Annotated in this window: 19 protein-coding genes; 5 read left to right on the top strand and 14 right to left on the bottom strand. The window is 62.4% G+C overall.

Features of this window, described 5'->3' with window-relative positions; all coding sequences use genetic code 11:
- Positions 1-4: 4 nt before the first annotated feature.
- On the top strand, positions 5-691 hold the full coding sequence (locus AC3WWH_RS06620; RefSeq protein WP_057252300.1) for an ABC transporter ATP-binding protein: 687 nt from the start codon (positions 5-7) through the stop codon (positions 689-691).
- A gap of 136 nt (positions 692-827) precedes the next feature.
- Here AC3WWH_RS06620 and AC3WWH_RS06625 read toward each other — a convergent pair whose 3' ends face one another.
- Complete coding sequence (locus tag AC3WWH_RS06625) at positions 828-1295, bottom strand: DUF5680 domain-containing protein (protein WP_058321487.1); 468 nt, start codon at positions 1293-1295, stop codon at positions 828-830.
- A 79-nt stretch (positions 1296-1374) separates the two neighbouring features.
- Positions 1375-1947, bottom strand: a complete 573-nt coding sequence (locus AC3WWH_RS06630; RefSeq protein ID WP_058321534.1) for an FG-GAP repeat protein — start codon at positions 1945-1947, stop codon at positions 1375-1377.
- 414 nt (positions 1948-2361) lie between these two features.
- Between AC3WWH_RS06630 and dnaE the strand changes: the two genes are divergently transcribed.
- Complete coding sequence (gene dnaE, locus AC3WWH_RS06635) at positions 2362-5859, top strand: DNA polymerase III subunit alpha (RefSeq protein ID WP_057252296.1); 3498 nt, start codon at positions 2362-2364, stop codon at positions 5857-5859.
- A 109-nt stretch (positions 5860-5968) separates the two neighbouring features.
- On the opposite strand, the gene AC3WWH_RS06640 is transcribed toward dnaE, so the two are convergent.
- Positions 5969-7198, bottom strand: a complete 1230-nt coding sequence (locus AC3WWH_RS06640) for a L,D-transpeptidase family protein (protein WP_058321486.1) — start codon at positions 7196-7198, stop codon at positions 5969-5971.
- 113 nt (positions 7199-7311) lie between these two features.
- On the bottom strand, positions 7312-8604 hold the full coding sequence (locus tag AC3WWH_RS06645; RefSeq protein ID WP_058321485.1) for a DNA polymerase IV: 1293 nt from the start codon (positions 8602-8604) through the stop codon (positions 7312-7314).
- A gap of 66 nt (positions 8605-8670) precedes the next feature.
- On the opposite strand from AC3WWH_RS06645, the gene AC3WWH_RS06650 reads away from it, so the two are divergent.
- Positions 8671-9255: a GNAT family N-acetyltransferase gene (locus AC3WWH_RS06650; protein ID WP_058321484.1), complete on the top strand. Its 585-nt coding sequence runs from the start codon at positions 8671-8673 to the stop codon at positions 9253-9255.
- A 17-nt stretch (positions 9256-9272) separates the two neighbouring features.
- Here the strand turns inward: AC3WWH_RS06650 and AC3WWH_RS06655 are convergent, their stop codons facing one another.
- Entirely contained in the window at positions 9273-9914 is a 642-nt protein-coding gene (locus AC3WWH_RS06655; protein ID WP_110878281.1) for a hypothetical protein, read from the bottom strand.
- Positions 9915-9916: 2 nt separating this feature from the next.
- A complete protein-coding gene (locus AC3WWH_RS06660) occupies positions 9917-10186 on the bottom strand; it encodes a DUF3572 domain-containing protein (protein WP_058321482.1) in 270 nt (89 codons plus the stop codon).
- 156 nt (positions 10187-10342) lie between these two features.
- On the opposite strand from AC3WWH_RS06660, the gene AC3WWH_RS06665 reads away from it, so the two are divergent.
- Both AC3WWH_RS06665 and AC3WWH_RS06670 read left to right on the top strand, forming a co-directional pair.
- Complete coding sequence (locus tag AC3WWH_RS06665; protein WP_003537642.1) at positions 10343-10714, top strand: response regulator; 372 nt, start codon at positions 10343-10345, stop codon at positions 10712-10714.
- Positions 10715-10731: 17 nt separating this feature from the next.
- On the top strand, positions 10732-12099 hold the full coding sequence (locus AC3WWH_RS06670; RefSeq protein WP_057252290.1) for a PleD family two-component system response regulator: 1368 nt from the start codon (positions 10732-10734) through the stop codon (positions 12097-12099).
- Positions 12100-12683: 584 nt separating this feature from the next.
- On the opposite strand, the gene rpmG is transcribed toward AC3WWH_RS06670, so the two are convergent.
- From rpmG to plsY, 8 genes are all read right to left on the bottom strand, one after another.
- On the bottom strand, positions 12684-12851 hold the full coding sequence (gene rpmG / locus AC3WWH_RS06675) for a 50S ribosomal protein L33 (protein ID WP_034795357.1): 168 nt from the start codon (positions 12849-12851) through the stop codon (positions 12684-12686).
- A 93-nt stretch (positions 12852-12944) separates the two neighbouring features.
- On the bottom strand, positions 12945-14129 hold the full coding sequence (locus AC3WWH_RS06680; protein ID WP_057252289.1) for an MFS transporter: 1185 nt from the start codon (positions 14127-14129) through the stop codon (positions 12945-12947).
- Between the two features lie 13 nt (positions 14130-14142).
- On the bottom strand, positions 14143-14847 hold the full coding sequence (locus AC3WWH_RS06685; protein WP_057252288.1) for an NUDIX hydrolase: 705 nt from the start codon (positions 14845-14847) through the stop codon (positions 14143-14145).
- The gene (locus AC3WWH_RS06690) at positions 14844-15299 is read right to left on the bottom strand and encodes a DUF983 domain-containing protein (RefSeq protein ID WP_057252287.1); all 456 of its coding nucleotides are present in this window, start codon (positions 15297-15299) and stop codon (positions 14844-14846) included. Before AC3WWH_RS06690 ends, AC3WWH_RS06685 begins: the two co-directional genes overlap by 4 nt.
- Positions 15300-15325: 26 nt before the next feature.
- Positions 15326-17698, bottom strand: coding sequence for a ribonuclease R (gene rnr / locus AC3WWH_RS06695; RefSeq protein WP_058321481.1), 2373 nt, complete (start codon positions 17696-17698; stop codon positions 15326-15328).
- A 2-nt stretch (positions 17699-17700) separates the two neighbouring features.
- Positions 17701-20367: a type I DNA topoisomerase gene (topA, locus tag AC3WWH_RS06700; RefSeq protein WP_058321480.1), complete on the bottom strand. Its 2667-nt coding sequence runs from the start codon at positions 20365-20367 to the stop codon at positions 17701-17703.
- A gap of 228 nt (positions 20368-20595) precedes the next feature.
- On the bottom strand, positions 20596-21744 hold the full coding sequence (dprA, locus tag AC3WWH_RS06705) for a DNA-processing protein DprA (RefSeq protein WP_058321479.1): 1149 nt from the start codon (positions 21742-21744) through the stop codon (positions 20596-20598).
- Positions 21744-22355: a glycerol-3-phosphate 1-O-acyltransferase PlsY gene (plsY, locus tag AC3WWH_RS06710; RefSeq protein WP_058321478.1), complete on the bottom strand. Its 612-nt coding sequence runs from the start codon at positions 22353-22355 to the stop codon at positions 21744-21746. Before plsY ends, dprA begins: the two co-directional genes overlap by 1 nt.
- Between the last annotated feature and the right edge of the window lie 8 nt (positions 22356-22363).

Consider the following 22363-nt stretch of genomic DNA (forward strand, 5'->3'; position numbering starts at 1 on the left):
CTGAATGAATGCGCGCGTGGCACTGCAGCTTTCCGGCGTCGAGCGACACTACGGGGAAGGCGAAACGTTCCTGTCCATCCTCAAGGGTGCGGATTTTACCCTGAGAAGTGGCGAGACGGTTGCGCTGGTTGCGCCTTCGGGAACCGGCAAGTCGACGCTTCTGCATGTCGCCGGCCTGCTGGAGCGCCCGGATGGCGGCGAAGTGCTGGTCAACGGCGTCTCCTGTGGTGGCCTCAACGACGATCGGCGCACGGCGATCCGCCGCAACGAGATCGGCTTCGTCTACCAGTTTCACCATCTGCTTCCCGAGTTCTCGGCACTTGAGAACATCATGATGCCACAGCTGATCGCCGGCTTGCCCAAGGCTGAGGCCGCCGATAGGGCAAGGGCGCTGCTCGACTACATGCGCATCGGTCACCGTGCCGATCATCGCCCGACGGAGCTCTCCGGCGGCGAGCAGCAGCGCGTCGCGATCGCGCGCGCCGTCGCCAACGCGCCGCTCGTGCTTCTTGCGGACGAGCCGACAGGCAATCTCGATCCGGAAACCGCCGGCTATGTCTTTGAAGCGCTTGAGGCGCTCGCGCGCCAGTCGGGTCTCGCGGCCCTGATCGCCACGCACAATCATGAACTCGCGGGGCTGATGGATCGGCGCGTGACGATCGAGGACGGCAAAGTCGTCGAGATGAACTGATGGCACCGGCCGAGCGGGCGCATTGATCGCCCAGCGCCGTTGCCGCTCACTGTCTTTGGCCAGCGCGGAAGAAACGTCTCACAGTTCACGTCCCACGCCGCCCTGGGCGCGGCGTACGCGTCTTCTGGCGCCGCTTTTAACGCCGGATCAGCCCGCCACGATAGTCGAGTTCGTAAGCTTCCTCGCCATCGACGAAGATGACCTCGCGGCCGGAAAAATGTTCGGTGTCGCCGCGGCTGCTATCGATGTAGTAGCCATGTGCATGCCGAAACTCCATACCGCCGAGGAAGTGCCGCTTCTCACGATACATCGCCTGTAGCGCAGCCTTGATGACCAGACCTGCCTTCTCTCCAGTTATGAGCTCGGGGCGCATAATCCGGCCGAAGTAGTTCATCGCCCAGCGCGGTTCGCCATCCTGCCAGACCGTTTCCTGTCCTGCAAAATCGGTTCCGCCGTAATAGCTGTCGAGATAGCGCCAACTGCCCGTTTCGTAGCCGATGTCATGGGAGCCTTGGCGAGAGGAAGGCCGCGGCACGCCGCCGCCGACAAAGGTTTTCGATTTGGCTTCGACGATAAAGTCCTTCAGTTGTTCGAGCGCGGCCATGTGGGTTCCTCATATGTTCTGGCCGAGGATGCCGTGGTCCGTGTTGGTTGTAAAGAACAAATAGAGAACAATCACCTGATTACTGAACGCCGCAAGCCTTCTGGCCGCGATCGTCGTTCCAGTCCTTGAGCAGGACGAGTTCGCCCTTGGTGGCTATGGCCTTATCGTTGGATTTGCCCTTGCCTGTCAGAACGTTGAGGTCGCACTTCAATGTGTTGTCTAGATCGAGTGTATCGTAGGATGAGTAGGTATAGCCGGCGACCACGAACTCGAAATTGCGGTAGGCGACCGTCAGTTTCTGTTCCCAGCGGTCACGTCCGATGGAATCGTTGTGGCTGGAGATGAGCAAAGAACCGCTCGGCAGCGCCTCGACCCACGGCGCCTGTCCCGCAAAGTCAAAGTCGCCCCAAATCTTGTTCGGGATCGCCGCCTTCAGCTCAAGAGCGCCATTCTCACCGGTCAGATAGAGATAGACACCGTTGTCATCGTCGCTTCCATCTGCGGGGCGCACGATCAGGGCGAGGTCCGCGTCACCGTCCTTGTTCCAGTCGCCGGTCGCCGCGGAGACGATGCGGGTAGGGTCGATCGTTTCGGCCGCGGAGGCGACGGCCGGAACCAGAAACAGCAATGGCAGAATCAGGCGTGCATGCATGTCGGAACGCTCCGCTTGGTTGTTCCTCTTGATATGCGGGCGCGGCGCCTTCCTCAAGCGGCTTCCTGGCAGTTAACCTGCATTCGACTGCCGTGTTAACCATCGTCAACAGAACGTCTGTGCTTGGCTTGACGCGTGAACAAAAATAGAACAAAATAAAAACATAACGGAAAAGGAGCCATGTTATGACTGATTTTGTTCGTGACCTCGCCGCCTTCGCTTCGATGAGCCTGTTCATCGCAAGCATCTCTTTCATCGCGCTCGGCCTCTGAGGAGCGTCGATATTTCCTCTCAAGCACCTCCCGAAATGCGCCCCCTGGATTGAATAAGGGGGACGACGTGTCAGGTGAAACTGGACATGTCGGGTGATAAACGGGATATCCTGCCGACCAGACAGGAATCAGGGTGCGAATAATGGCAGACGACGGCAAAGCAGCATCGAGCGAGGCGCTTGGTTCGGACCCGCAGTTTGTGCATCTGCGCGTCCACTCGGCCTTCTCCCTGCTCGAAGGCGCGCTGCCGCTGAAGAAGGTCATCGGCAAGGCGGTTGCCGATAATCAGCCGGCGATCGGGATCGCCGACACCAACAATCTCTTTGCCGCGCTCGAGTTTTCGCAGAAAGCAGCCGACGACGGACTGCAACCGATTACCGGCTGCCAGCTTTCCATCGACATGGAAGACGAGGCGGATGGCGAACGGCGCGGCCACGCGCAACATCTCGCGAAGCTGCCCGCGATCGTCCTGATCGCCGCGACCGATGATGGTTACACCCGGCTCGTGGATCTGGTGAGCCGTGCCTATCTCAGCGGCGAGGGCAGCCAGGCGACTCGGATCACGCGCTCCTGGCTTGCCGAAAACGGTACGGACGGATTGATCGCGCTGACCGGTGCGTCGGGCGGCCCGGTGGACCTGGCCCTGAAGGCGGGTTCGACGGCACTGGCCGAAGCGCGTCTCGAGGCGCTGCATGATCTCTTCGGCGACCGGCTCTATATCGAGCTGCAGCGGCACGGCGGATTTGACCGCCGCCATGAGAGCCGGATTATCGACCTTGCATACAAGTTCGACATTCCGCTGGTTGCCACCAACGAAGCCTTCTTTCCGTCACCGTCCGACTATGACGCCCATGACGCCCTGATGGCGGTCGCGCACAACGCGATGGTTTCGGACGACAGCCGCTTCCGCCTGACGCCGGACCACTACCTCAAGAGCCGCAAGGAGATGGCTGCGCTTTTTGCCGATCTGCCGGAGGCGCTGGAAAACACTGTCGAGATCGCACGGCGCTGCTCTTTCATGCTGAAGACCCGCGGACCGATCCTGCCGCGCTTTACCGGCGCCACCGCAGATCCGGAAGAGGCGGAGCGCGCCGAGGCGGACGAACTGCGCCGCCAGGCGGAGGAGGGGCTCGAAGAGCGTCTCGCCAGGCTCGGCATGGCGCCCGGCTATAGCGAAGAGGAGTATCGCGAGCGCCTGGCCTTCGAACTCGGCGTTATCGAGCGCATGAAGTTCCCCGGCTACTTCCTGATCGTTGCCGACTTCATCAAATGGGCGAAGCAGCACGATATTCCCGTTGGGCCGGGCCGTGGTTCGGGTGCAGGGTCGCTCGTTGCCTATGCGCTGACGATCACCGACGTCGATCCGATGCGCTTCTCGCTGCTGTTCGAGCGCTTCCTCAATCCCGAGCGCGTCTCGATGCCCGACTTCGACATCGACTTCTGCCAGGACCGGCGCGAAGAGGTGATCCGCTACGTGCAGCGCAAGTATGGTCGCGAGCAGGTGGCGCAGATCATCACCTTCGGTTCGCTGCAGGCGCGTGCCGCACTGCGCGACGTCGGCCGCGTGCTCGAAATGCCCTATGGCCAGGTCGACAAGATCTGCAAGCTGGTGCCGAACAACCCGGCCAATCCGACGCCGCTCTCCAAGGCGATCGAGGAAGAGCCACGCCTGCAGGAGGAAGCCGAGAAGGAGCCAGTCGTCGCGCGGCTTCTCGACATCGCCCAGAAGATCGAAGGCCTCTATCGCCACGCCTCGACCCACGCCGCCGGTATCGTGATCGGCGACCGTCCGCTGTCTCAGCTCGTGCCGATGTATCGCGATCCGCGCTCCGACATGCCGGTCACCCAGTTCAACATGAAATGGGTGGAGCAGGCGGGCCTCGTCAAGTTCGACTTCCTCGGCCTGAAGACCCTGACCGTATTGAAGGTCGCGGTCGATTTCGTGAAGCAGCGCGGCATCGAGGTTGATCTGGCGAGCATCCCGCTCGACGACCCGAAGACCTATGAGATGCTGTCGCGCGGCGAAACGGTTGGCGTGTTCCAGGTGGAAAGCGCCGGCATGCGCAAGGCGCTGATCGGCATGCGGCCCGACTGCATCGAGGACATCATCGCGCTGGTGGCGCTCTATCGCCCAGGCCCGATGGAGAACATTCCGGTCTACAATGCCCGCAAGCATGGCGAGGAAGAGGTCGAATCGATCCATCCGAAGATCGATCATCTGCTCAAGGAAACGCAGGGCGTTATCGTCTACCAGGAGCAGGTGATGCAGATCGCCCAGGTGCTCTCGGGCTACTCGCTCGGCGAGGCCGATCTTCTGCGCCGCGCCATGGGTAAGAAGATCAAGGAGGAGATGGACAAGCAGCGCGCCCGCTTCGTCGACGGCGCCGTGAAGAACGAGGTGTCGAAGCCGCAGGCGGACCTGATTTTCGACTTGCTCGCCAAGTTCGCCAACTACGGCTTCAACAAGTCGCACGCAGCGGCCTACGCCATCGTCTCCTACCAGACCGCCTATATGAAAGCGCACTATCCGGTGGAGTTCCTGGCGGCGTCGATGACGCTCGACATGTCCAATACGGAAAAGGTCAACGACTTCCGCCAGGACGCGAAGCGCCTGGGCATCGAGGTGATTGCACCGTCGGTGCAGTCCTCATTCCGACATTTCCAGACGGGCGAAAACCGCATCTATTATTCGCTTGCCGCAATCAAGGGCGTGGGCGAATCCGCGGTTGAGCATATCGTCGAAGTGCGCGGCGACCGGACCTTCGCGAGCCTTGAGGATTTCTGCCTCAGGATCGACCCCAAGCTTCTCAACCGTCGCGTCTTCGAAAGCCTGATCGCTGCCGGCGCGTTCGAATGCTTCGGCTATGACCGTGCGGAACTGGTCGGCGGGCTCGACCGCATCCTCGGCTTCGCCCAGCGTGCACAGGAGAACAAGACGAGCGGCCAGAGCGACATGTTCGGGGCGGGGGCGGCAACCGGGCCGGAGCGTATTGCGCTCCCGACCTACACGCCTTGGCTCGCTTCGGAAAAGCTGCACCGCGAATTCCAGGTGCTGGGTTTCTACCTTTCCGCCCATCCGCTCGACACCTACAATGCGCTGCTCGCCAAGATGCGCGTGCAGACCTTCGGCGATTTCGCCGGCGCGGTGAAGAAGGGGGCAACCGCCGGCCGGCTTGCCGGCACGGTGACCTCGAAGCAGGAGCGCAAGACGCGCACCGGCAACAAGATGGGAATCGTCGCCTTCTCGGACTCCTCGGGCCAATTCGAGGCCGTGCTGTTCTCCGAAATGCTGCACCAGTATCGCGACCTCTTGGAGCCGGGCAAATCGTTGGTCATGACGGTTGCCGCCGAGGAGCGGCCGGAAGGCATCGGGCTGCGCATCCAGACCCTGCGCTCGCTCGAGGAAGAATCGCTGCAACTGCAGAAGGCGCTGCGCGTCTATGTGCGCGATTCCGGCCCGCTGAAATCGATCGCCTCGCACCTCAACACCAGGGGCGACGGTCTCGTCTCCTTCGTCGTCATCAAGGACAACGGTCAGCGCGAGATCGAGGTGGAACTGAGCGAAAAGTTCCGGATCTCGCCGGAGATCGCTGCGGCGCTGCGCTCCGCGCCGGGCGTGGTCGACGTCGAGTTGGTTTGATCGGCGGACTTCTCCGTTTCGTTCGAAGCGAAGAAATCGCACCGATCACCTTGAGGGTGGGCAGCTGGGACAGAAAGCGCACATTGTGCTTTCCTGCGGTTGCTGGGGATCAGTCACCGGGACGCGATCGGGTGACGGTGATGAAATCGGTGCCCTGGCCAGTCTCCAGCCCGCTTTCCGTGTCGGCGATCGAGAGCGACGAGCCCTCAGCCAGCAGTCCTTCAACCCGCTTGCGAACGTCGTCGGATATCGTCATTCGCGCCAGCGTGCGCTGTATGCCGTTATAAGCGAAGGGGTCGGCCTCAATGGAAATGCCGAGCCGCTTCTTCATCGAGGCGGGCAGGTGGTTTTCAAGCGAGACGCCGAACCATTTGCCTTCGGCGCCTTCTTCTTCATTGTGCCGGAACTGGAGGAAATGCGTCCCAAGGGCCTCTTCCGGTTTGTCGATGGTGAGGCCGGCTTCGAAAAGCGGCTTGAAACCTTGCCGTACGAGGATCTTGCCGTTCTGCGGCGGCGTTCGGCCGGCCTTACGCAGGAGCTTGTCGGTCAGTTCCGGCGTCAGCTTGCCATCACTCTCGAGACCTTCGCCCGTCTGGAAGGCGCGGAGCGCCGCAATGGTTGCCGTGCCCGCATGGCCGTCGATCGAGCCGGGCGCGTATCCGAGGAATTCCAACGAGGTTTGAACCTCGCGCATGGTGTCGCGCGCGTCGCTGCGCGTGATCAGGATGCGGATCGGTTCTTCCATCGATCTGGACGTGCCGGCACCGCCGGTCGGCTCTCTCATCGCCACTTCCACCGGCGTATCTCCGGCCTGGCTGATCGCCGGTCTGAGCGGAACATCGGAAAGCGGCGGCTGGATATTTACCGGAACCGGACGGAAGAGGAGGGCGCTTTTAACCTCTGCGGGCGATATCTGCCGGTCCGAGATCAGCACATGCACGCCGCGCTCGGTCATCTTGTAGAGCGAGGCGGCGAAAGCACTCGGCAGGCGCACGCAGCCATGCGAGGCGGGGTAGTCGGGCACGTGGTTGGAGCCGTGCAGTGCAATACCCGACCAGGTGAGCCGCTGCATGAACGGCATCGGCGCGTTCGAATAGATGTTCGACTTATGATGGCGTCGCTTTTCCAGGATAGAGAAGATTCCGGTCGGCGTCGCATGGCCGGGCTTGCCGGTCGACACCGGTGACGTCGCAATCACGGCATCGCCGTCATAGACGACGAGCGATTGCTGGTCTTTCGAGACAATGATTTGCAGCGGCCCGCGACTGCCTGCAAAGCCGGTGGCCGGCGACAAAAGCAGAGCGACGAAGCTGGCGGTGAGAGCGAAACGCGATACCATACACTCAACCCAACACGTGACTTGGCGAACGAGCCTAGCCGGCAATCTTTAAGGAATTCATCCAGTCCGTGTGTGGGCCACATCAAGGTTGCGTGATCGCCGTGTATCTAAGTTCAGTGATCGCGTTTGCGGGTACCGAAGGTATAGCCGGTCTCGACGCTCTCCTTACCGAACTTGTCGCGCAGCTTGTTCATGGCGTCTTCGGCCGCTGCCCGGCGGGTTGCCGCCGGATCGACAAGGTCCGGAGGGTCGGCCAGATCCGGGGCGGATAGATCGCTGACGCCAATCCCGATCAGGCGATACTTCGTGCCATCCGCCTCTTTCTCCAAAAGCTGAAGCCCGGTGCGGAAAATGCGGTCGGCAAGCCGGGTGGGGCTGTCGAGCCGCCGGTTGCGGGTGCGAAGCTTGAAGTCGGTGGTTTTGAGCTTCAGAACGACGGTCTGGCCCGCGAGTTCGGACTTTCGCAGCCGGTGGGCCACCTGCTCGCTCAGGCGCCTAAGGTGCGTGACCAGGTCGTCGTAGCGTGCGATGTCGTCATTGAACGTCGTCTCCGCGGAAACGCTCTTCGCCTCGCCGTCGATTTCGACCGCCCTCTCGTCGAGCCCGCGCGACAGGCGATAGAGCCGCTGCCCCATGGTGCCATAGCGGCGCATCAGGTCGGCTTCCTCCATGGTCTGCAATTGCCCGATCGTGCGCACGCCATCGCGTTCCAGGGTGGCGGCGAAGGCCTTGCCGACGCCCCAGATCAGAGTGACCGGCTTTTCCCTCAGGAACTCCAGCGCCTCGGCCTGACCGATGACGGAAAAGCCGCGCGGCTTTTGCAGATCGGAAGCCACCTTGGCGAGGAACTTGCAATAGGAGAGGCCAACCGAAACGGTGATGCCGATCTCCTGCTCGACACGGCGGGCGAAGCGCGCGAGGGTGCGGGCCGGCGGATCGTGATGCAGTCGCTCGGTGCCTCTGAGCTCAAGAAATGCTTCGTCGATCGACAGTGGCTGCACCAGCGGCGTCAACTCCTGCATCAGCGTGCGGACCTCGCGGCCGACGCGCGCATATTTCTCCATGTTGGGTTTGATGACCACGGCCTGCGGGCAGGCCTCCAGCGCCTTGAACATCGGCATTGCCGAGCGTACGCCGTGAATGCGGGCGATGTAGCAGGCTGTGGACACCACGCCGCGCTTGCCGCCGCCGATGATCACCGGCTTGTCGGCAAGCTCCGGATCGTCGCGTTTCTCGATCGACGCGTAGAACGCGTCGCAATCGATATGCGCCAAGGTCAGATCGTAGAGCTCGCTATGGCGCAGCAGGCGCGGACTGCCGCAGGCCGTGCAGCGCCGCGCGCTAGCGGCCTGTTCCTTGAGGCAGTCGCGGCAGAAGCCTGGAGATTGAGCAGCGCTGTCGGGCATATCAGGAACAAATATTGAACATCGCGACCTTACGCTCTACGCTAGTGAGTCTCAAGGGAGGCTCTGTTGGAAATCACACTCCAGTTCTCACCTGTCACGGCAGATAGTTGGGCGGATTTCGAGCAGCTTTTTGGGCCGAACGGTGCCTATGGCGGTTGCTGGTGCACCGCGTTGCGCCTGCCGCATTCCGTTCGAACGGCGATGCCGGCAAGGGAGCGCAAGGCCTTTATCAAGGCTCGTATCGATACCGCGCCGTCGCCCGGTATCCTCGGCTATTTCGAGGGAACGCCGGTGGCCTGGGTTCAGGTTGGTCCGCGCCAGGATGTTCCGCAGTTCAATTCGCCGCGCACGGTCGCGCGACCGCTGGAGGACCGTGAGGCGACCGATCCGACGATCTGGGCGCTGAGCTGTCTGTTCATGCAGTCGAAGCTGCGGGGCAGGGGCTTGAGCCATCAAATCGTGCGCGCCGCGATCGACCACGCCAGGGCGGGCGGCGCGCGCTATCTCGATGCTTGTCCGATCGATCGTGCCAAACAGTCCAAGTCAGTCGCCCTTTGGGTCGGCGCGACGACGGTCTTCGAGGCTGCAGGATTCGACATCGTGGCGCGCCGCAAGGATGGTAGACCGCTGATGCGATTGGATTTGCACTGATGGGAACCGGCGCTGAACTAGCCCTCGAAATGCGCGCGGATGGTGGCCGCCGCTTCCGGCCAGTCGGCCACAGCGCGGATGCCGGCGTCCGGCTTTGGTGCAAGCGCGCGAAACTCCGCGTTAACCATCAGGTTGATCAGCAGGCAGGACGGCGTGTGATGCTGGACCGACTGCAGGTTGCGAAGAATGTCATCCACGAAGACCAGCGGAACCGGGCGTCCGCCGTGCAAATTTTGGACGATCGGTCCCTTCGGTTCCTCGGAGGCAAGCAGCGGATAGGGAAGGCCAAGCCGGTCCAGCAAGGCACGGCGGATCGCGGCGTGATGCGGCGGCATGGCCGTCAGGAAAACGATGTCCGCCTCCTCCGACAGAGCAGCCAAGGTCTCGACGACCTGTGCAGCCGGCGTCTGCCAGCGATCCTGCGTCCCGTAGAAGGAATCAAGCAGGGCTTTGACCTCCGCCTCCGCCAGCGGTTGTTCGTTCGCGCGATCGATGATGTTGCCGGTCAGGCGGAACGATCGGGGCAGCAGCACGTGGCCGCAGCTATCGAGAAAGGCTTTGAAGGGATTGATGAATTCGAGCACGACTTCATCGACGTCACTGACGATCAGCGGGCGCTCTCGAAGCTGAATGCGGTCGCTTGTGGACGTGCCTGGCACGCTCAATCCTCAAAACCCGAATGGTCAGAAAGCGCCGCATGGGCGCGCACGACATCTTGCGGTGCCGTGCCGGTTGCCTGGCAGAATGCCATCAGCGTCGGCTCGTGGTCCATGAGAAAGGCGATGAGACCGCCCATGAAGCCGGGTTCGGCAATGGCATTGCGCAACGCCGTTGGATCGGTGCCCGTCAGTGCCAGAAAACGGGACAGAAGCTCAGGCTCGCCCGCGAGCCAGGCAAGGATGTCGATGGCGATTTCGTCAGCGCTCTTCAATGCTTCGTCCCCGTATGGTTTTTACGTGCGGAGTTACCTATTTTTCAACCAAATAGGCCTATCTCTGAAGTTGAGGAAATGGGTCGAGTCGTCGGCTCTGCAAGTTAAATGTCCTGAGGAGACTTGCAAGACGATGATGGACAGCAAGGGATCGACATGCCCAAACAGGTAATGATTGTTGAAGACAACGAGCTGAACATGAAACTGTTCCGCGACCTGATTGAGGCTTCCGGCTACGCGACGATCCAGACGCGCAACGGCATGGAGGCGCTCGAGCTCGCGCGCAAGCACCGGCCCGATCTCATTCTCATGGACATCCAGTTGCCGGAAGTATCCGGTCTGGAAGTGACGAAATGGCTGAAGGAAGATGACGAGCTTCACGTCATTCCGGTCATTGCGGTCACCGCATTTGCGATGAAGGGCGACGAGGAACGGATCCGCCAGGGTGGATGCGAAGCCTATGTTTCCAAGCCGATTTCCGTACCGAAGTTCATAGAAACGATCAAAACCTACCTGGGCGATGCCTGAGCGGCGGGAAAATTGATATGACTGCGCGTATTCTTGTCGTTGATGATGTTCCGGCCAATGTGAAGTTGCTCGAAGCCCGGCTGCTCGCCGAGTATTTCGATGTACTGACGGCCAATGACGGCTATTCGGCGCTGGCGCTTTGCGAGAAGACGCCCATCGATCTCGTGCTTCTCGACGTTATGATGCCCGGCCTCGATGGCTTCGAGGTCTGCGAACGTCTGAAGGCCAATCCGCGCACGGCGCATATTCCCGTCGTCATGGTGACGGCGCTCGACCAGCCGTCGGATCGCGTGCGCGGCCTGAAGGCCGGCGCCGACGACTTCCTGACCAAGCCCGTCAACGATCTCCAGCTAATGTCGCGCGTGAAGAGCCTGGTGCGGTTGAAGAATGTCAGCGATGAATTGCGCCTGCGCGCCCAGACGGCGCAGACCATCGGCCTCGAAGACGTCGGCGGTGCGGATCGTCCGGACGAGCCGGGCAATGTTCTGCTCGTCGATGGCCGTGGCTCGTCACAGGAGCGGCTGCAACGCGCCCTCAAGCCGATCGCCGATGTTTCGGTGATTTCCGATCCGCAGGCGGCGCTCTTCGAAGCGGCCGAGAACAACTTCGACCTGGTCATCGTCAATGCGAATTTCGACGACTACGATCCCCTGCGGCTGTGTTCGCAGTTGCGCTCGCTGGAGCGGACGCGCTTCATCCCGATCCTCTTGATCGCGGAGCAGGGCAGCGACGAGATGGTGGTGCGTGCGCTCGATCTCGGCGTGACCGATTATCTGATGCGGCCGGTTGATCCCAATGAACTGATTGCCCGCTCCATGACCCAGATCCGGCGCAAGCATTGCAATGACAGGCTGCGCTCGAGCGTGCAGCAGACCATCGAACTTGCCGTCACCGATGGCCTGACAGGCTTGCACAACCGCCGCTATTTCGACACCCACCTGAAACTGTTGATGGACCGGGCTGCGGCGCGCGGCCGGCCGCTCTCCATCTGCATGACCGACATCGACCGTTTCAAACAGGTCAACGATACCTACGGCCATGATGCCGGCGACGAAGTGCTGCGGGAGTTCGCCAACCGCATTCGCACCACCGTGCGCGGGGCCGATCTTGCCTGCCGCTTCGGCGGAGAGGAATTCGTCGTCGTGATGCCGGATACGTCGGCTGAAATGGCGGCGGGCGTCGCCGAGCGCTTGCGCATGATTATCGAAAGCCTGCCGTTCCCGGTTCCGCAGGCGGATGGCGTTTTGAAGGTAACGGCGTCGATGGGAATAGCGACGCTCAGGCCGGGTGCTGACACGGCCGAGGCTCTGCTGAAGCGCGCGGATACGGCGCTCTACCAGGCCAAGCACGAGGGCCGCAACCGCGTGGTGGCGGCGGCCGCCTGAGCGTTTGTCCGTCCAATCCGGGCGCTCCGCGACCCAGTGATTTTCTTGGGGCACCTCTTGCGGGTCGCATTTAAAGTTGTATTCTCGCCACAGCCGATGCTACCGGGGAGTTTGGGTAGCCGCGGCGCCCATGCGCGTGCCTGTCTTACTCTGATACAGAATTAACCATGCGCTTAGCGGCACCGCTTCGCGCATTAAGAATTCGTTGATTTTTTTCCATTTTCAGGTGATGCTGATGAACAAGTAGGCATCGCCTACCAACATTTTGCTTACCCCATGATGCTCAGGTCCGCCGCATCTCCTGGGTCGTGGGGTCGGTCGGTTGGCTTTTGACTTCTGCGGAATCCTCGTGCCGCAGTCAGACGCCAGCCGACCCCCTTTTCCGAAGCGCCGTCCCATCTTGGGGCGGCGTTTTTTGCTTTCTCGGTTCCGGGCGAGGGGGCGCCGAGTCGGCATGTCTTTCAAGCATCCTTTGACCTGTCAGCGAGGCCAGCGGTGCCTTGCGTGCCATTTCCCGGACGTCCAAAAGGAAAGGGCGCCTGACCTTGCGGTCGGCGCCCTAAATCCCCGAGAAACGGTCGATCTTACTTGATCTTGGTTTCCTTGAACTCGACGTGCTTCTTGACGACCGGGTCGTACTTGGTCTTGGTCATCTTTTCCGTCATCGTACGGCTGTTCTTGGTCGTGACGTAGAAGAAACCCGTGTCGGCTGTCGAAAGCAGCTTGATCTTGATGGTGGTGGCTTTTGCCATGGTCGTCCTGCCTTTGTAACAATGAAAGCCGTGGACAACCGGTTGCGGGCCACGGGCAAGGTTGGCGCGAAACTACAAATCGCGGCCGAAAAGTCAAGGCCGTTTTGGATTCAAAACGATCCTGACCACCGAAAGCGCGACATAGAGGCCGAAAAATCCGGCGATCGCCCAGGCAAAGCCATTGTTGCCGGTGGCATCCATTGAAGCACCGATGGCCTGCGGCCCCGCAACGGTGCCGACGGCATAGGAGAACACGAAAGCGGCGTTGGCGGCGGCAAGATCGGCGCCCTGCAGCCGCGAGCCAAGGTGGCTGAGGCCGACCGTGTAGAGCCCGGAGACGCAGCCGCCCCAGAACAGCAACACGATCGCCATCAGGAACCAGCTTTCGACCAGAAGCGGCAGGAACAGCGCGCCAACAAGGCCGATAACAGTCATGGCCGAGAGCAGGGTGCGCCGGTCTTTGACGCGGTCGGACAACATGCCGACCGGGATCTGGAAGATGAAATTTCCGACCCCCATGACCGTCAGCAGGAGGGCCGCCTGCGATTCGCTGAAACCGGCTCTCGTGCCGAAGATGAGGAACAGCGAAAGACCGCCTGATTCGACCGCGCCGAAGATGAACACGGCGGCGGTTGCGGTGGGCACGAGGAAGACGTAGCGCAGGAAATGCCGCTCCGGCTTCTCGTCGATGACGGGGCTTTCGTCGCGTGCGAGGAATATCGGCACCGAGGCAAGCAGGATGACGCCGGCGCCAACCATGAAAGGAAGGATGCCTTCACTGCCGAGGATTGAAAACAACAGCGGCCCGGTCAGGAAGCCCAGCGACAGGAACGTGCCATAGATGCCGAGTACGAAGCCGCGCTTTGCCGGCGGCGCCGTGGCGTTGATCCAGAACTCGGAGAGAATGAAGAGGACGGTGATCGCCCCATGGAAAACGATCCGCAGCGGGAACCAGAGCCAGAAGTTGGTAATGTAGTAAAAGCCGAACGAACTCGTTGCTGCGATCAGGACGGCCCACAGCATTGTCGGCGCGACGCCGTGTCTATGAGCGAACTTGGTCGTGAACGGGGCGGCAACCATCGATGCCACGCCAGCCATGGCGGAGTTCAAGCCGATCAGCGTCGAGGAGATTCCGCGCTTCTCCATGATGATCGACAGGAGCGGCAGACCGAGACCAATTGCAATGCCGACCGCACTGATCGCTGCAACGGCGGCGATCAGCGACCGCCAGTGAATTTCCTCAACCGGTGCAACTGTACCGGGCGACGGCTGTGACATGCGACGAGGGTCCTTAGAGCAACGTGCGGACGAGGCGCCCACGGCGCGCGGCATAAAGTGGCACCTCTCGTTCGCAGGGGAGCGACGGATCGGTGTCGAGACTGCTTCTGAGGTCAGCAAGTATGATGGCGGTGATGTCGGGTATCCGTAGAGACGGAGAATCGTTCACATCGATCCACTGCAAATCCTGAAGCTCCCGGCTGTCCAGGAAGCGTGTCGGATCGATTTTGGCCTCGTCCGCAAACAATGCGAAGAAGCGCGTATCGAACCGCCGCGCGTGGCCCGGAGGGGTAATGGCCCGAGCCATATAGCGCAACTTTGCAAGATCGGGAAGAAATGGAACCGGCGCTGTGGCAGAGGGAGCCGGTTGCCCGACGGCGATGCCGGCCTCTTCGTAAAGTTCGCGCAGTGCGGCAAGGGCGAGCGCGCGTGCGCGTGCATCCGTCAGCTCGCGCGTGCCGGCCGCCTTCAGCGCATGCAGGACGGAAGGGTGCAGGTCGGAGCCGAAGCCGATGCGGTGATCGCCGGCATCGCGTCGCCCACCGGGGAAGACATAGAGATCCGGCATGAAGACATGGGCGCTGTGCCGTTTGCCCATCAGGACGCGCACGCGTCCCCCTTGGCGGTCGAGCAGCATGACGGAGGCCGCATCGCGTGGCCTGACGGCTGCGGAACGTTGGCGTTCGACCTCGCCGCCCAGGCCCCGCGCAGACGTCATGCCCTGTCGTCTCGCGGCGGCAGGACATCTTCCGGTGCGTCTTCGTGGCCGCCGAAACCGTGCATCCTGAGCGCCCATTGCAGGCCGATGACGGCACCCTTGATCGGCTGCAGCAGCGCCAGCGAACTGATCACGGTGATCGGTGCCCAGATCGCCAGATGCTGCCACGTTGTCAGCGGCAGGATGAGATCGGTCATCATGTAGCCCGCGAGCACGACGTGGCCGACGATCGTCACGACGATATAGGGCGGGAAGTCATCGGCGCGGTGATGGTCCATGCGTTCGCCGCAGGCGGCGCAGGCATCGACGGACTTGACGTAGCTGCGAAACAGCTTGCCGCTGCCACAGGCCGGGCAACGGCCGAGAAAGCCGCGCTTCATCGAAAGGCCAACGGAGCGCTTATCGCTTTCGCTACCGCCCAGTTGAAGTGTTTCGCCCGCCGCTGCTTTCATGCCTATTCCTCTGCCTTACGGGAGTTCTAACGCCTGCCTCGCGGCGGCCGCGTTCCCGGCGTCTTACGTGCTCCGGTGCGATCGCGCCGGCCGGACTTGTGGAAGGAGCGCGTTGCCGTCGGCATCTTGCGCCCCTCGCTTTGCATCTCGAACCTGAGCGCACCCGCAAGCGGCACAGCTTCGACGAGCTTGACGCGCACGGGATCGCCGAGGCGATAGCCGAGCCCGGTCTTTTCGCCGGAAAGCGCCTGATGCGCCTCATCATAGATGAAGTAGTCGCGTCCGAGCGTAGATATCGGAACGAAGCCATCGGCGCCATAGGCCGGCAGGGTGACAAAGAGTCCCGCCTTGGTGACGCCGGAGACGCGGCCTTCGAATTCCTCGCCGACACGGCCATTCAGATGGTGTGCGATCAGCCGGTCGACGGTGTCGCGCTCCGCCGCCATGGCGCGACGCTCGAAGGTCGAGATCTCGGCGGCGATGTCGTCGAGCACGCCCTCTTCCTGCGGCGTCAGTCCGCCTTCGCCCAGACCGAGAGAGGCAACCAGCGCCCGGTGCACGATCAGGTCGGCATAGCGCCGGATCGGCGAGGTGAAATGTGCGTACTTCAAAAGGTTCAGGCCGAAGTGCCCGATATTCTCGGGGCTGTAGATCGCCTGGCTCTGCGACCGCAGCACCATCTCGTTGACCATCGTCTCGAAGGGTTTTCCCTCGGCCTTGGCGAGAACGCCGTTGAAATGGTTCGAGCGCATGTTGCCGCCCTTGACGAGCGAGATGTCGAGCGTCGCCAGGAACTCGCGGAGGCTTTCCTGCTTGGCGAGCGACGGCTGGTCGTGCACGCGATAGATCAGCACCTGGCGCTTCTGCTCCAGCGTCTCGGCGGCCGCGACGTTTGCCTGGATCATCATCTCTTCGATCAGCTTGTGGGCGTCCAGGCGTTCCGGCACGAAAACGCGATCGACCGTGCCGTCGGGCTTCAGGATGATCTTGCGCTCGGGCATGTTGAGTTCGAGCGGCTGGCGCCGGTCGCGCCCGCGCGTGAGGATGCGATAGGCCTCCCAGAGCGGCTTCAGGATCGCGTCGAGGATCGGCCCGGTCTTGTCATCCGGGTTGCCGTCGATCGCCGCCTGTGCCTGCTGGTAGGAGAGCTTGGCAGCACTCTTCATCATGATGCGGTGGAAGGTGTGACCGGCCTTGCGGCCTTCCTTGGAGAAGCGCATGCGCACGGCAAGCGCCGGACGATCGACGCCTTCCTTCAGCGAGCAGAGGTCGTTCGAAATCCGTTCGGGCAGCATCGGTACCACCCGGTCGGGGAAATAGACCGAGTTGCCGCGCTTCAGCGCTTCGAGGTCCAGCGCGGATTTCGGACGCACGTAATAGGAGACGTCGGCGATTGCGACCGTGACTATGACGCCGCCGGGATTGTCCTCGGACGGGTCGGGTTCGGCATAAACCGCATCGTCGTGATCCTTGGCGTCGGCCGGGTCGATGGTGATCAGCGGCAGCGAGCGCCAATCCTCGCGATGCGCCATCGTGGCGGGACCGGCGGCGTTCGCCTCTTCGATCACACGCTCGGGGAAGATGTGGGGGATGCCATGCGCGTGGATGGCAATCATCGAGATTGCCTTCTCCGAAGCCACGGAGCCGATGACGTTTTGCACCTGCGCGCGCGGCAGACCGTAGCGGCCGAGGCGCGAGAGCTGCGCTTCGACGAGATCACCATCCTGCGCGTTGCCGGTGAATTCAGGGTCGACCAGCACTTCTTCGCCGCGCTTTTCGATCGGCATCAGTCGGCCGCCGCCGCCTGGTGTGGCGCGGAAGACACCGAGCACGGCGTCCTTGCGCTTGTCCAGCACCTTGATGATGCGCGCAGTATAGGCAGGACCGCCACGCTCCCTTGCGGGGAAGATCTTGGCGAGCACCCGATCGCCGAGGCCGCCGACAGGTACCTTGCCCTTGGCCTTGCCGACAGCAGACTGCTTGATCAGCACCGCCGGCGCAACGCCGTCGTCGTCCAGCCACTCGGCGGGACGGCCGATCAGTTCACCGTCGACGTCGCGGATGGTGATGTCGAGCACGGTCACCGGGGGTAGGGCGCCGGGACGCACCAGCGACTTGCGCTTCTTTTCGACGAGGCCGTCCACTTCCAGCGACTTCAGCAGCGCCTTGAGCTCGACACGGGTATCGCCCTTGAGCCCGAAGGCCTTGGCGATCTCGCGCTTGGAGGCGCGGTCCGGGTTTTCGGCAATGAAACGCATCAGCACGTCACGCGGCGGAACCGCACCGTGGATGATGGGCTCGCTTGCCGGAGCCGGTCCTCCCTTGGCCGCGCGAGCAGGCTTCTTGCCCATGGCTCTTCTGCCGGACTGTTCGGTCGGATCGCGCGGTATTCTGGTCAAGGTCAGCCCTTCTTGGCCTTGGCGGCCGTCTTCGTTTTGCTCTTGGCAGGTGCCTTGGCCTTGGTCGGCTTGGCTGCGCCGTCCTCGGACTTTGCCGCCGCCTTGGTCGTCTTGGCCTTCACGGGCTTGCCCTTGGTCGTTCCACCCTTGGCGGCACGCTCCGAAATCAGCACGAGTGCCTCCTCGACCGTTACCGACTGCGGATCCTTGCCCTTGGGCAGGGTAGCGTTGACCTTGCCCCAGTTTACATAGGGACCGTAACGTCCGTCACGAACGGTGATGGAGCCGCCGTCCGGGTGGTCGCCAAGTTCCTTGAGCGAGGCGGTGGCGGTACGGCCGCGGCCGGAACCGGCCTTCGATTGCTTGTCTGCAAGCACGGAGACGGCACGGTTGAGGCCGATCGAGAAGACGTCTTCGATCGATTCGAGATTGGCATAGGTTCCGTCGTGCAGCACGAACGGTCCATAGCGACCGAGGCCCGTAGAGATCATCTTGCCGCTTTCGGGATGGGCGCCGATATCGCGCGGCAGCGACAGCAGCGCGACCGCCTTCTCATGGTCGATCGTTGATGGTGTCCAGCCCTTCGGCAGGCTCGAGCGCTTCGCTTCCTTGCCGTCACCGCGCTGGACATAGGGTCCGAAACGGCCGCTGCGCAGCGTGATTTCCTCGCCGGTGTGCGGGTCCTTGCCAAGTGCCTGCGGTTCGTTCGAGACCGCCGCTTCCTGGTCGCCGTTGCTGTCGGAGGAAAGCTGGCGGGTGAAGTTGCACTCCGGATAGTTCGAGCAGCCGACGAAGGCGCCATATTTGCCAAGCTTCAGCGACAGCTTGCCGGTGCCGCAGACCTGGCAGATGCGTGGATCACCGCCGTCCTCGCGCTTCGGGAAGACCAGCGGCGCCAGTTCTTCGTTCAGCGCATCGAGCACGTTGGTAACGCGCAGCTCCTTTGTTTCCTCGATCTGTGCAAAGAAATCCTTCCAGAAGTCGCGAAGAACATCCTTCCAGTTGACCTCGCCGGCCGAGACCTGGTCGAGCTTTTCTTCGAGCGACGCCGTGAAATCGTAGCCGACATAGCGGGTGAAGAAGCTTTCCAGGAACGCCGTCACCAGACGGCCCTTGGCCTGGGGTATGAGCTTGCGCTTGTCGTTGGTGATGTAGTCGCGGTCAAGCAGGGTCGTGACCGTCGCAGCGTAGGTGGACGGGCGGCCGATGCCGAGCTCTTCCATCTTTTTGATCAGGCTCGCTTCCGAGTAGCGCGGCGGCGGCTCGGTGAAGTGCTGCGAGGCGTTGATCTTCTGCTTGGCGAGGTTCTCGCGCGCGTTGATCTCCGGCAGGCGGCCATCCTCCTCGCCATCATCCGTCTGCTCGCCGTCTTCCTTGGCATCCGTATAGGCGGCGATGAAGCCGTCGAAGCGGATGACGGAGCCGGTGGCGCGCAGGCCCGCCTTCTGGCCGCCGTTGTCGGCAGTGATTTCCGCGGTCGTGCGTTCGATCTCGGCGGATGCCATCTGGCTCGCGATGCCACGCTTCCAGACCAGATCGTAGAGGCGCAGCATGTCACCGTCGAGGAAGCGGCGTACCTGGTCCGGCGTCCGGTTGAAGTCGGTCGGGCGGATGGCTTCGTGCGCTTCCTGGGCGTTCTTCGCCTTGGTCGAATAGAAACGCGGCTTTTCCGGCAGGTAGCGGTCGCCGAACTGGCTGGCGATCGCCTTGCGCGAGGCCTCGACCGCTTCCGGCGCCATCTGCACGCCGTCGGTACGCATATAGGTGATCAGACCGACCGTCTCGCCGCCGATGTCGACGCCTTCGTAGAGCTTCTGCGCGACCTGCATGGTCCGCGAAGCGGAGAAGCCGAGCTTGGAGGACGCAGCCTGCTGCAGCGTCGACGTGGTGAAGGGTGGCGAGGGGTTACGCTTGACCGGCTTCGCCTCGATGCTGTCGACGACATAGGCGGCACCGTCGAGCAAGGTCTTCAGCCGGTTGGCCTCTTCGCCGTTGCCGACAGCCCTTGGCGCGAGGCGCTTGCCATCGGCCGAGACGAGGCGGGCCTCGAACTCGTCGCCGCGCGGGGTCTTCAGCAGCGCGGAGATGTTCCAGTATTCCTCGGAGACGAAGCGCTCGATCTCGGATTCGCGGTCGCAGACAAGGCGCAGCGTAACGGACTGCACGCGGCCGGCCGAGCGGGCGCCCGGCAGCTTGCGCCAGAGGACCGGCGACAGGTTGAAGCCGACGAGATAGTCGAGCGCGCGGCGCGCCAGATAGGCGTCGACCAGCGAGATGTCGATGTCGCGCGGATGGGCGATTGCCTCGAGTACGGCCTTCTTCGTGATGGCGTTGAAGGCGACGCGCTTCACCGGCTTGTCGCCGAGCACCTTCTTTTTCTTCAAGAGGTCGAGCACGTGCCAGGAAATGGCTTCGCCTTCGCGATCCGGGTCGGTTGCGAGAATGAGGCCGTCAGCGGACTTTACCGCGTCGGCAATGTCCTTCATGCGCTTGGCCGAGGCGCCATCGACCTCCCAGGACATTTCGAAGTCTTCATCCGGACGGACCGAACCGTCCTTCGCCGGCAGATCGCGCACATGGCCAAACGAAGCCAGCACCTTGTAGTTAGGCCCGAGGTACTTGTTGATCGTCTTTGCCTTGGAAGGCGACTCCACCACTACAACATTCATCGTCATTTTCTGAGACAACCGGTTCTGGTTCGGGCGTCAGCGCTGTCAGCGCCGTGTGTCGCCTGGTATCGATGCCCCGAAATGGACAGGGATTCGTGCGGGGTCAAGAGGGTTCACCCAAAATAACGATGAGAGGTGGCGATGCAACTCATGCAAGATTGCATCGCATCTGCAATCTGCAATGGGTGTCTGCTCGCCTTCACGGCCGCGGGTCGCCATCGCCGGCGCTCATTCGCTTGTCGTAAGAGACACGAGTCCTCCGGCGTGGCGATCGAGCCGCCCGGCGAGATCGAGCTCCAGGAGAAGAAGGTAGACCTGCGCTGGCGAAAGCCCGGTGTGTCTGACGATGTCGTCGGTTTCGACCGGCGTCGGACCAAGCGCATTGATGATGGCCGCACGGTCGTTGTCGCTGGTCGCGGTGGGGGCGTTCGGTTGCGCATGCCCCTCCGGCTCCCTGACGCTTGGCAAGCGTAGTTCGAACTGGCTGAGCGGCGGCAATGCTTCGAGGACATCGTCCGGCGAGGTCGTGACGATCGCGCCCTGCTTCAAAAGGTCGTTCGTGCCATGACACCGGGGATCGAGTGGGGATCCCGGAACGGCAAAGACCAGCCGGCCGAAATCGGCGGCATAGCGCGCGGTGATCAACGAGCCGGAGCGATTGGCCGCCTCGACGACGGTCACGCCGAGGCTGACGCCGGCAATCAGCCGGTTGCGCCGGGGGAAATCGCGTGCACGTGGCTCCCAGCCAAAGGGCATTTCGCTGATCGCCAGACCCCGGCCCGACGTGATCTCGTCAAGCAAGCCGATGTTTTCGGGCGGGTAGGGCCGATCCAAGCCGCCGGCAAGCGCGGCGATCGTGCCGGTTTCGAGGCTTGCGCGATGGGCGGCGGTATCGATGCCGCGCGCGAGACCCGAGGTGACGACATAGCCGGCGCGACCGGCATCGCGGGCAATCATCGCCGCGAACTTGGCGCCGCTGACCGACGCGTTGCGCGAGCCGACAATGCCGAGCGACGGGCGGGTTGCTGCTTTGAGATCGCCCTTCATCGCGAGGAGCGGGGGAGCGCCGTCGATCTGCCGAAGCGCTGAGGGATAACCTGGCTCACCGATGCCGACAAAGACCGCGCCGCAGCGTCGCGCCGCTTCCAGTTCCCGTTCGGCCTCGCTTACCGTTGCCACGCGATAGGCCTGTTTGGTCCCTCCGCGCCGGGATAGTTCTGGAAGCGCGTCGAGCGCGTTTTCCGCGGTGCCGAAGTGGTTGATGAGGTCCCTGAAGGCGATGGGGCCGACATTGTCGCTGCGGATCAGCCGCAGCCAGGAGATTTTCTGTCGTTCGGTCAGCGCCACTCCGGTTCGTCCTGCGCTGCCTTCAGACATTATCCCTTGTCCCCGATCTTGCTTTCCGTGCCGGCGAGCAACCGCTGGATATTGGCGCGATGCTTCACCCAGCTAATGATGGTCATTGCCGCGAAGAGGAGAGCGACCTTTTCGTTCCCTACCGCGTAAAGTAGAACCGGGATGATAGCCGTTGCAACCAGTGCGGACAATGAGGAGTAACGGCTGATTTTCGCCATGGCGAGCCAGATCACCGCAAAGGCGAGCACCATCGGTGGGGCGAGGCCAAGGAGGACGCCGATATAGGTGGCGACACCCTTGCCGCCCTTGAAGCCGAGCCAGACGGGATAGAGATGGCCGATGAAGGCGGCGAAGCCTGCGGCGATCCCCGCTTCGACGCCCCAATGAGATGCAATGGCGGCTGCCGCGGTGCCCTTGAGCGCGTCGAGCAGCAGGGTCGCTGCGGCAAGCTTCTTGTTGCCGGTGCGCAGCACATTGGTCGCGCCGATATTGCCCGAGCCGATCTTTCTGACGTCGCCCAGCCCGGCCATGCGGGTCAGGATCAGTCCGAATGGGATCGAGCCGAGCAGATAGCCGAAGCCCAGGCTTAACAACGTCAAGGGCAGCCCAAGCTGCCAGGAAAATAGATCCACCGGTTCCC

The sequence above is a fragment of the Ensifer sp. EB106-03-01-XG145 genome, from assembly GCF_058792075.1.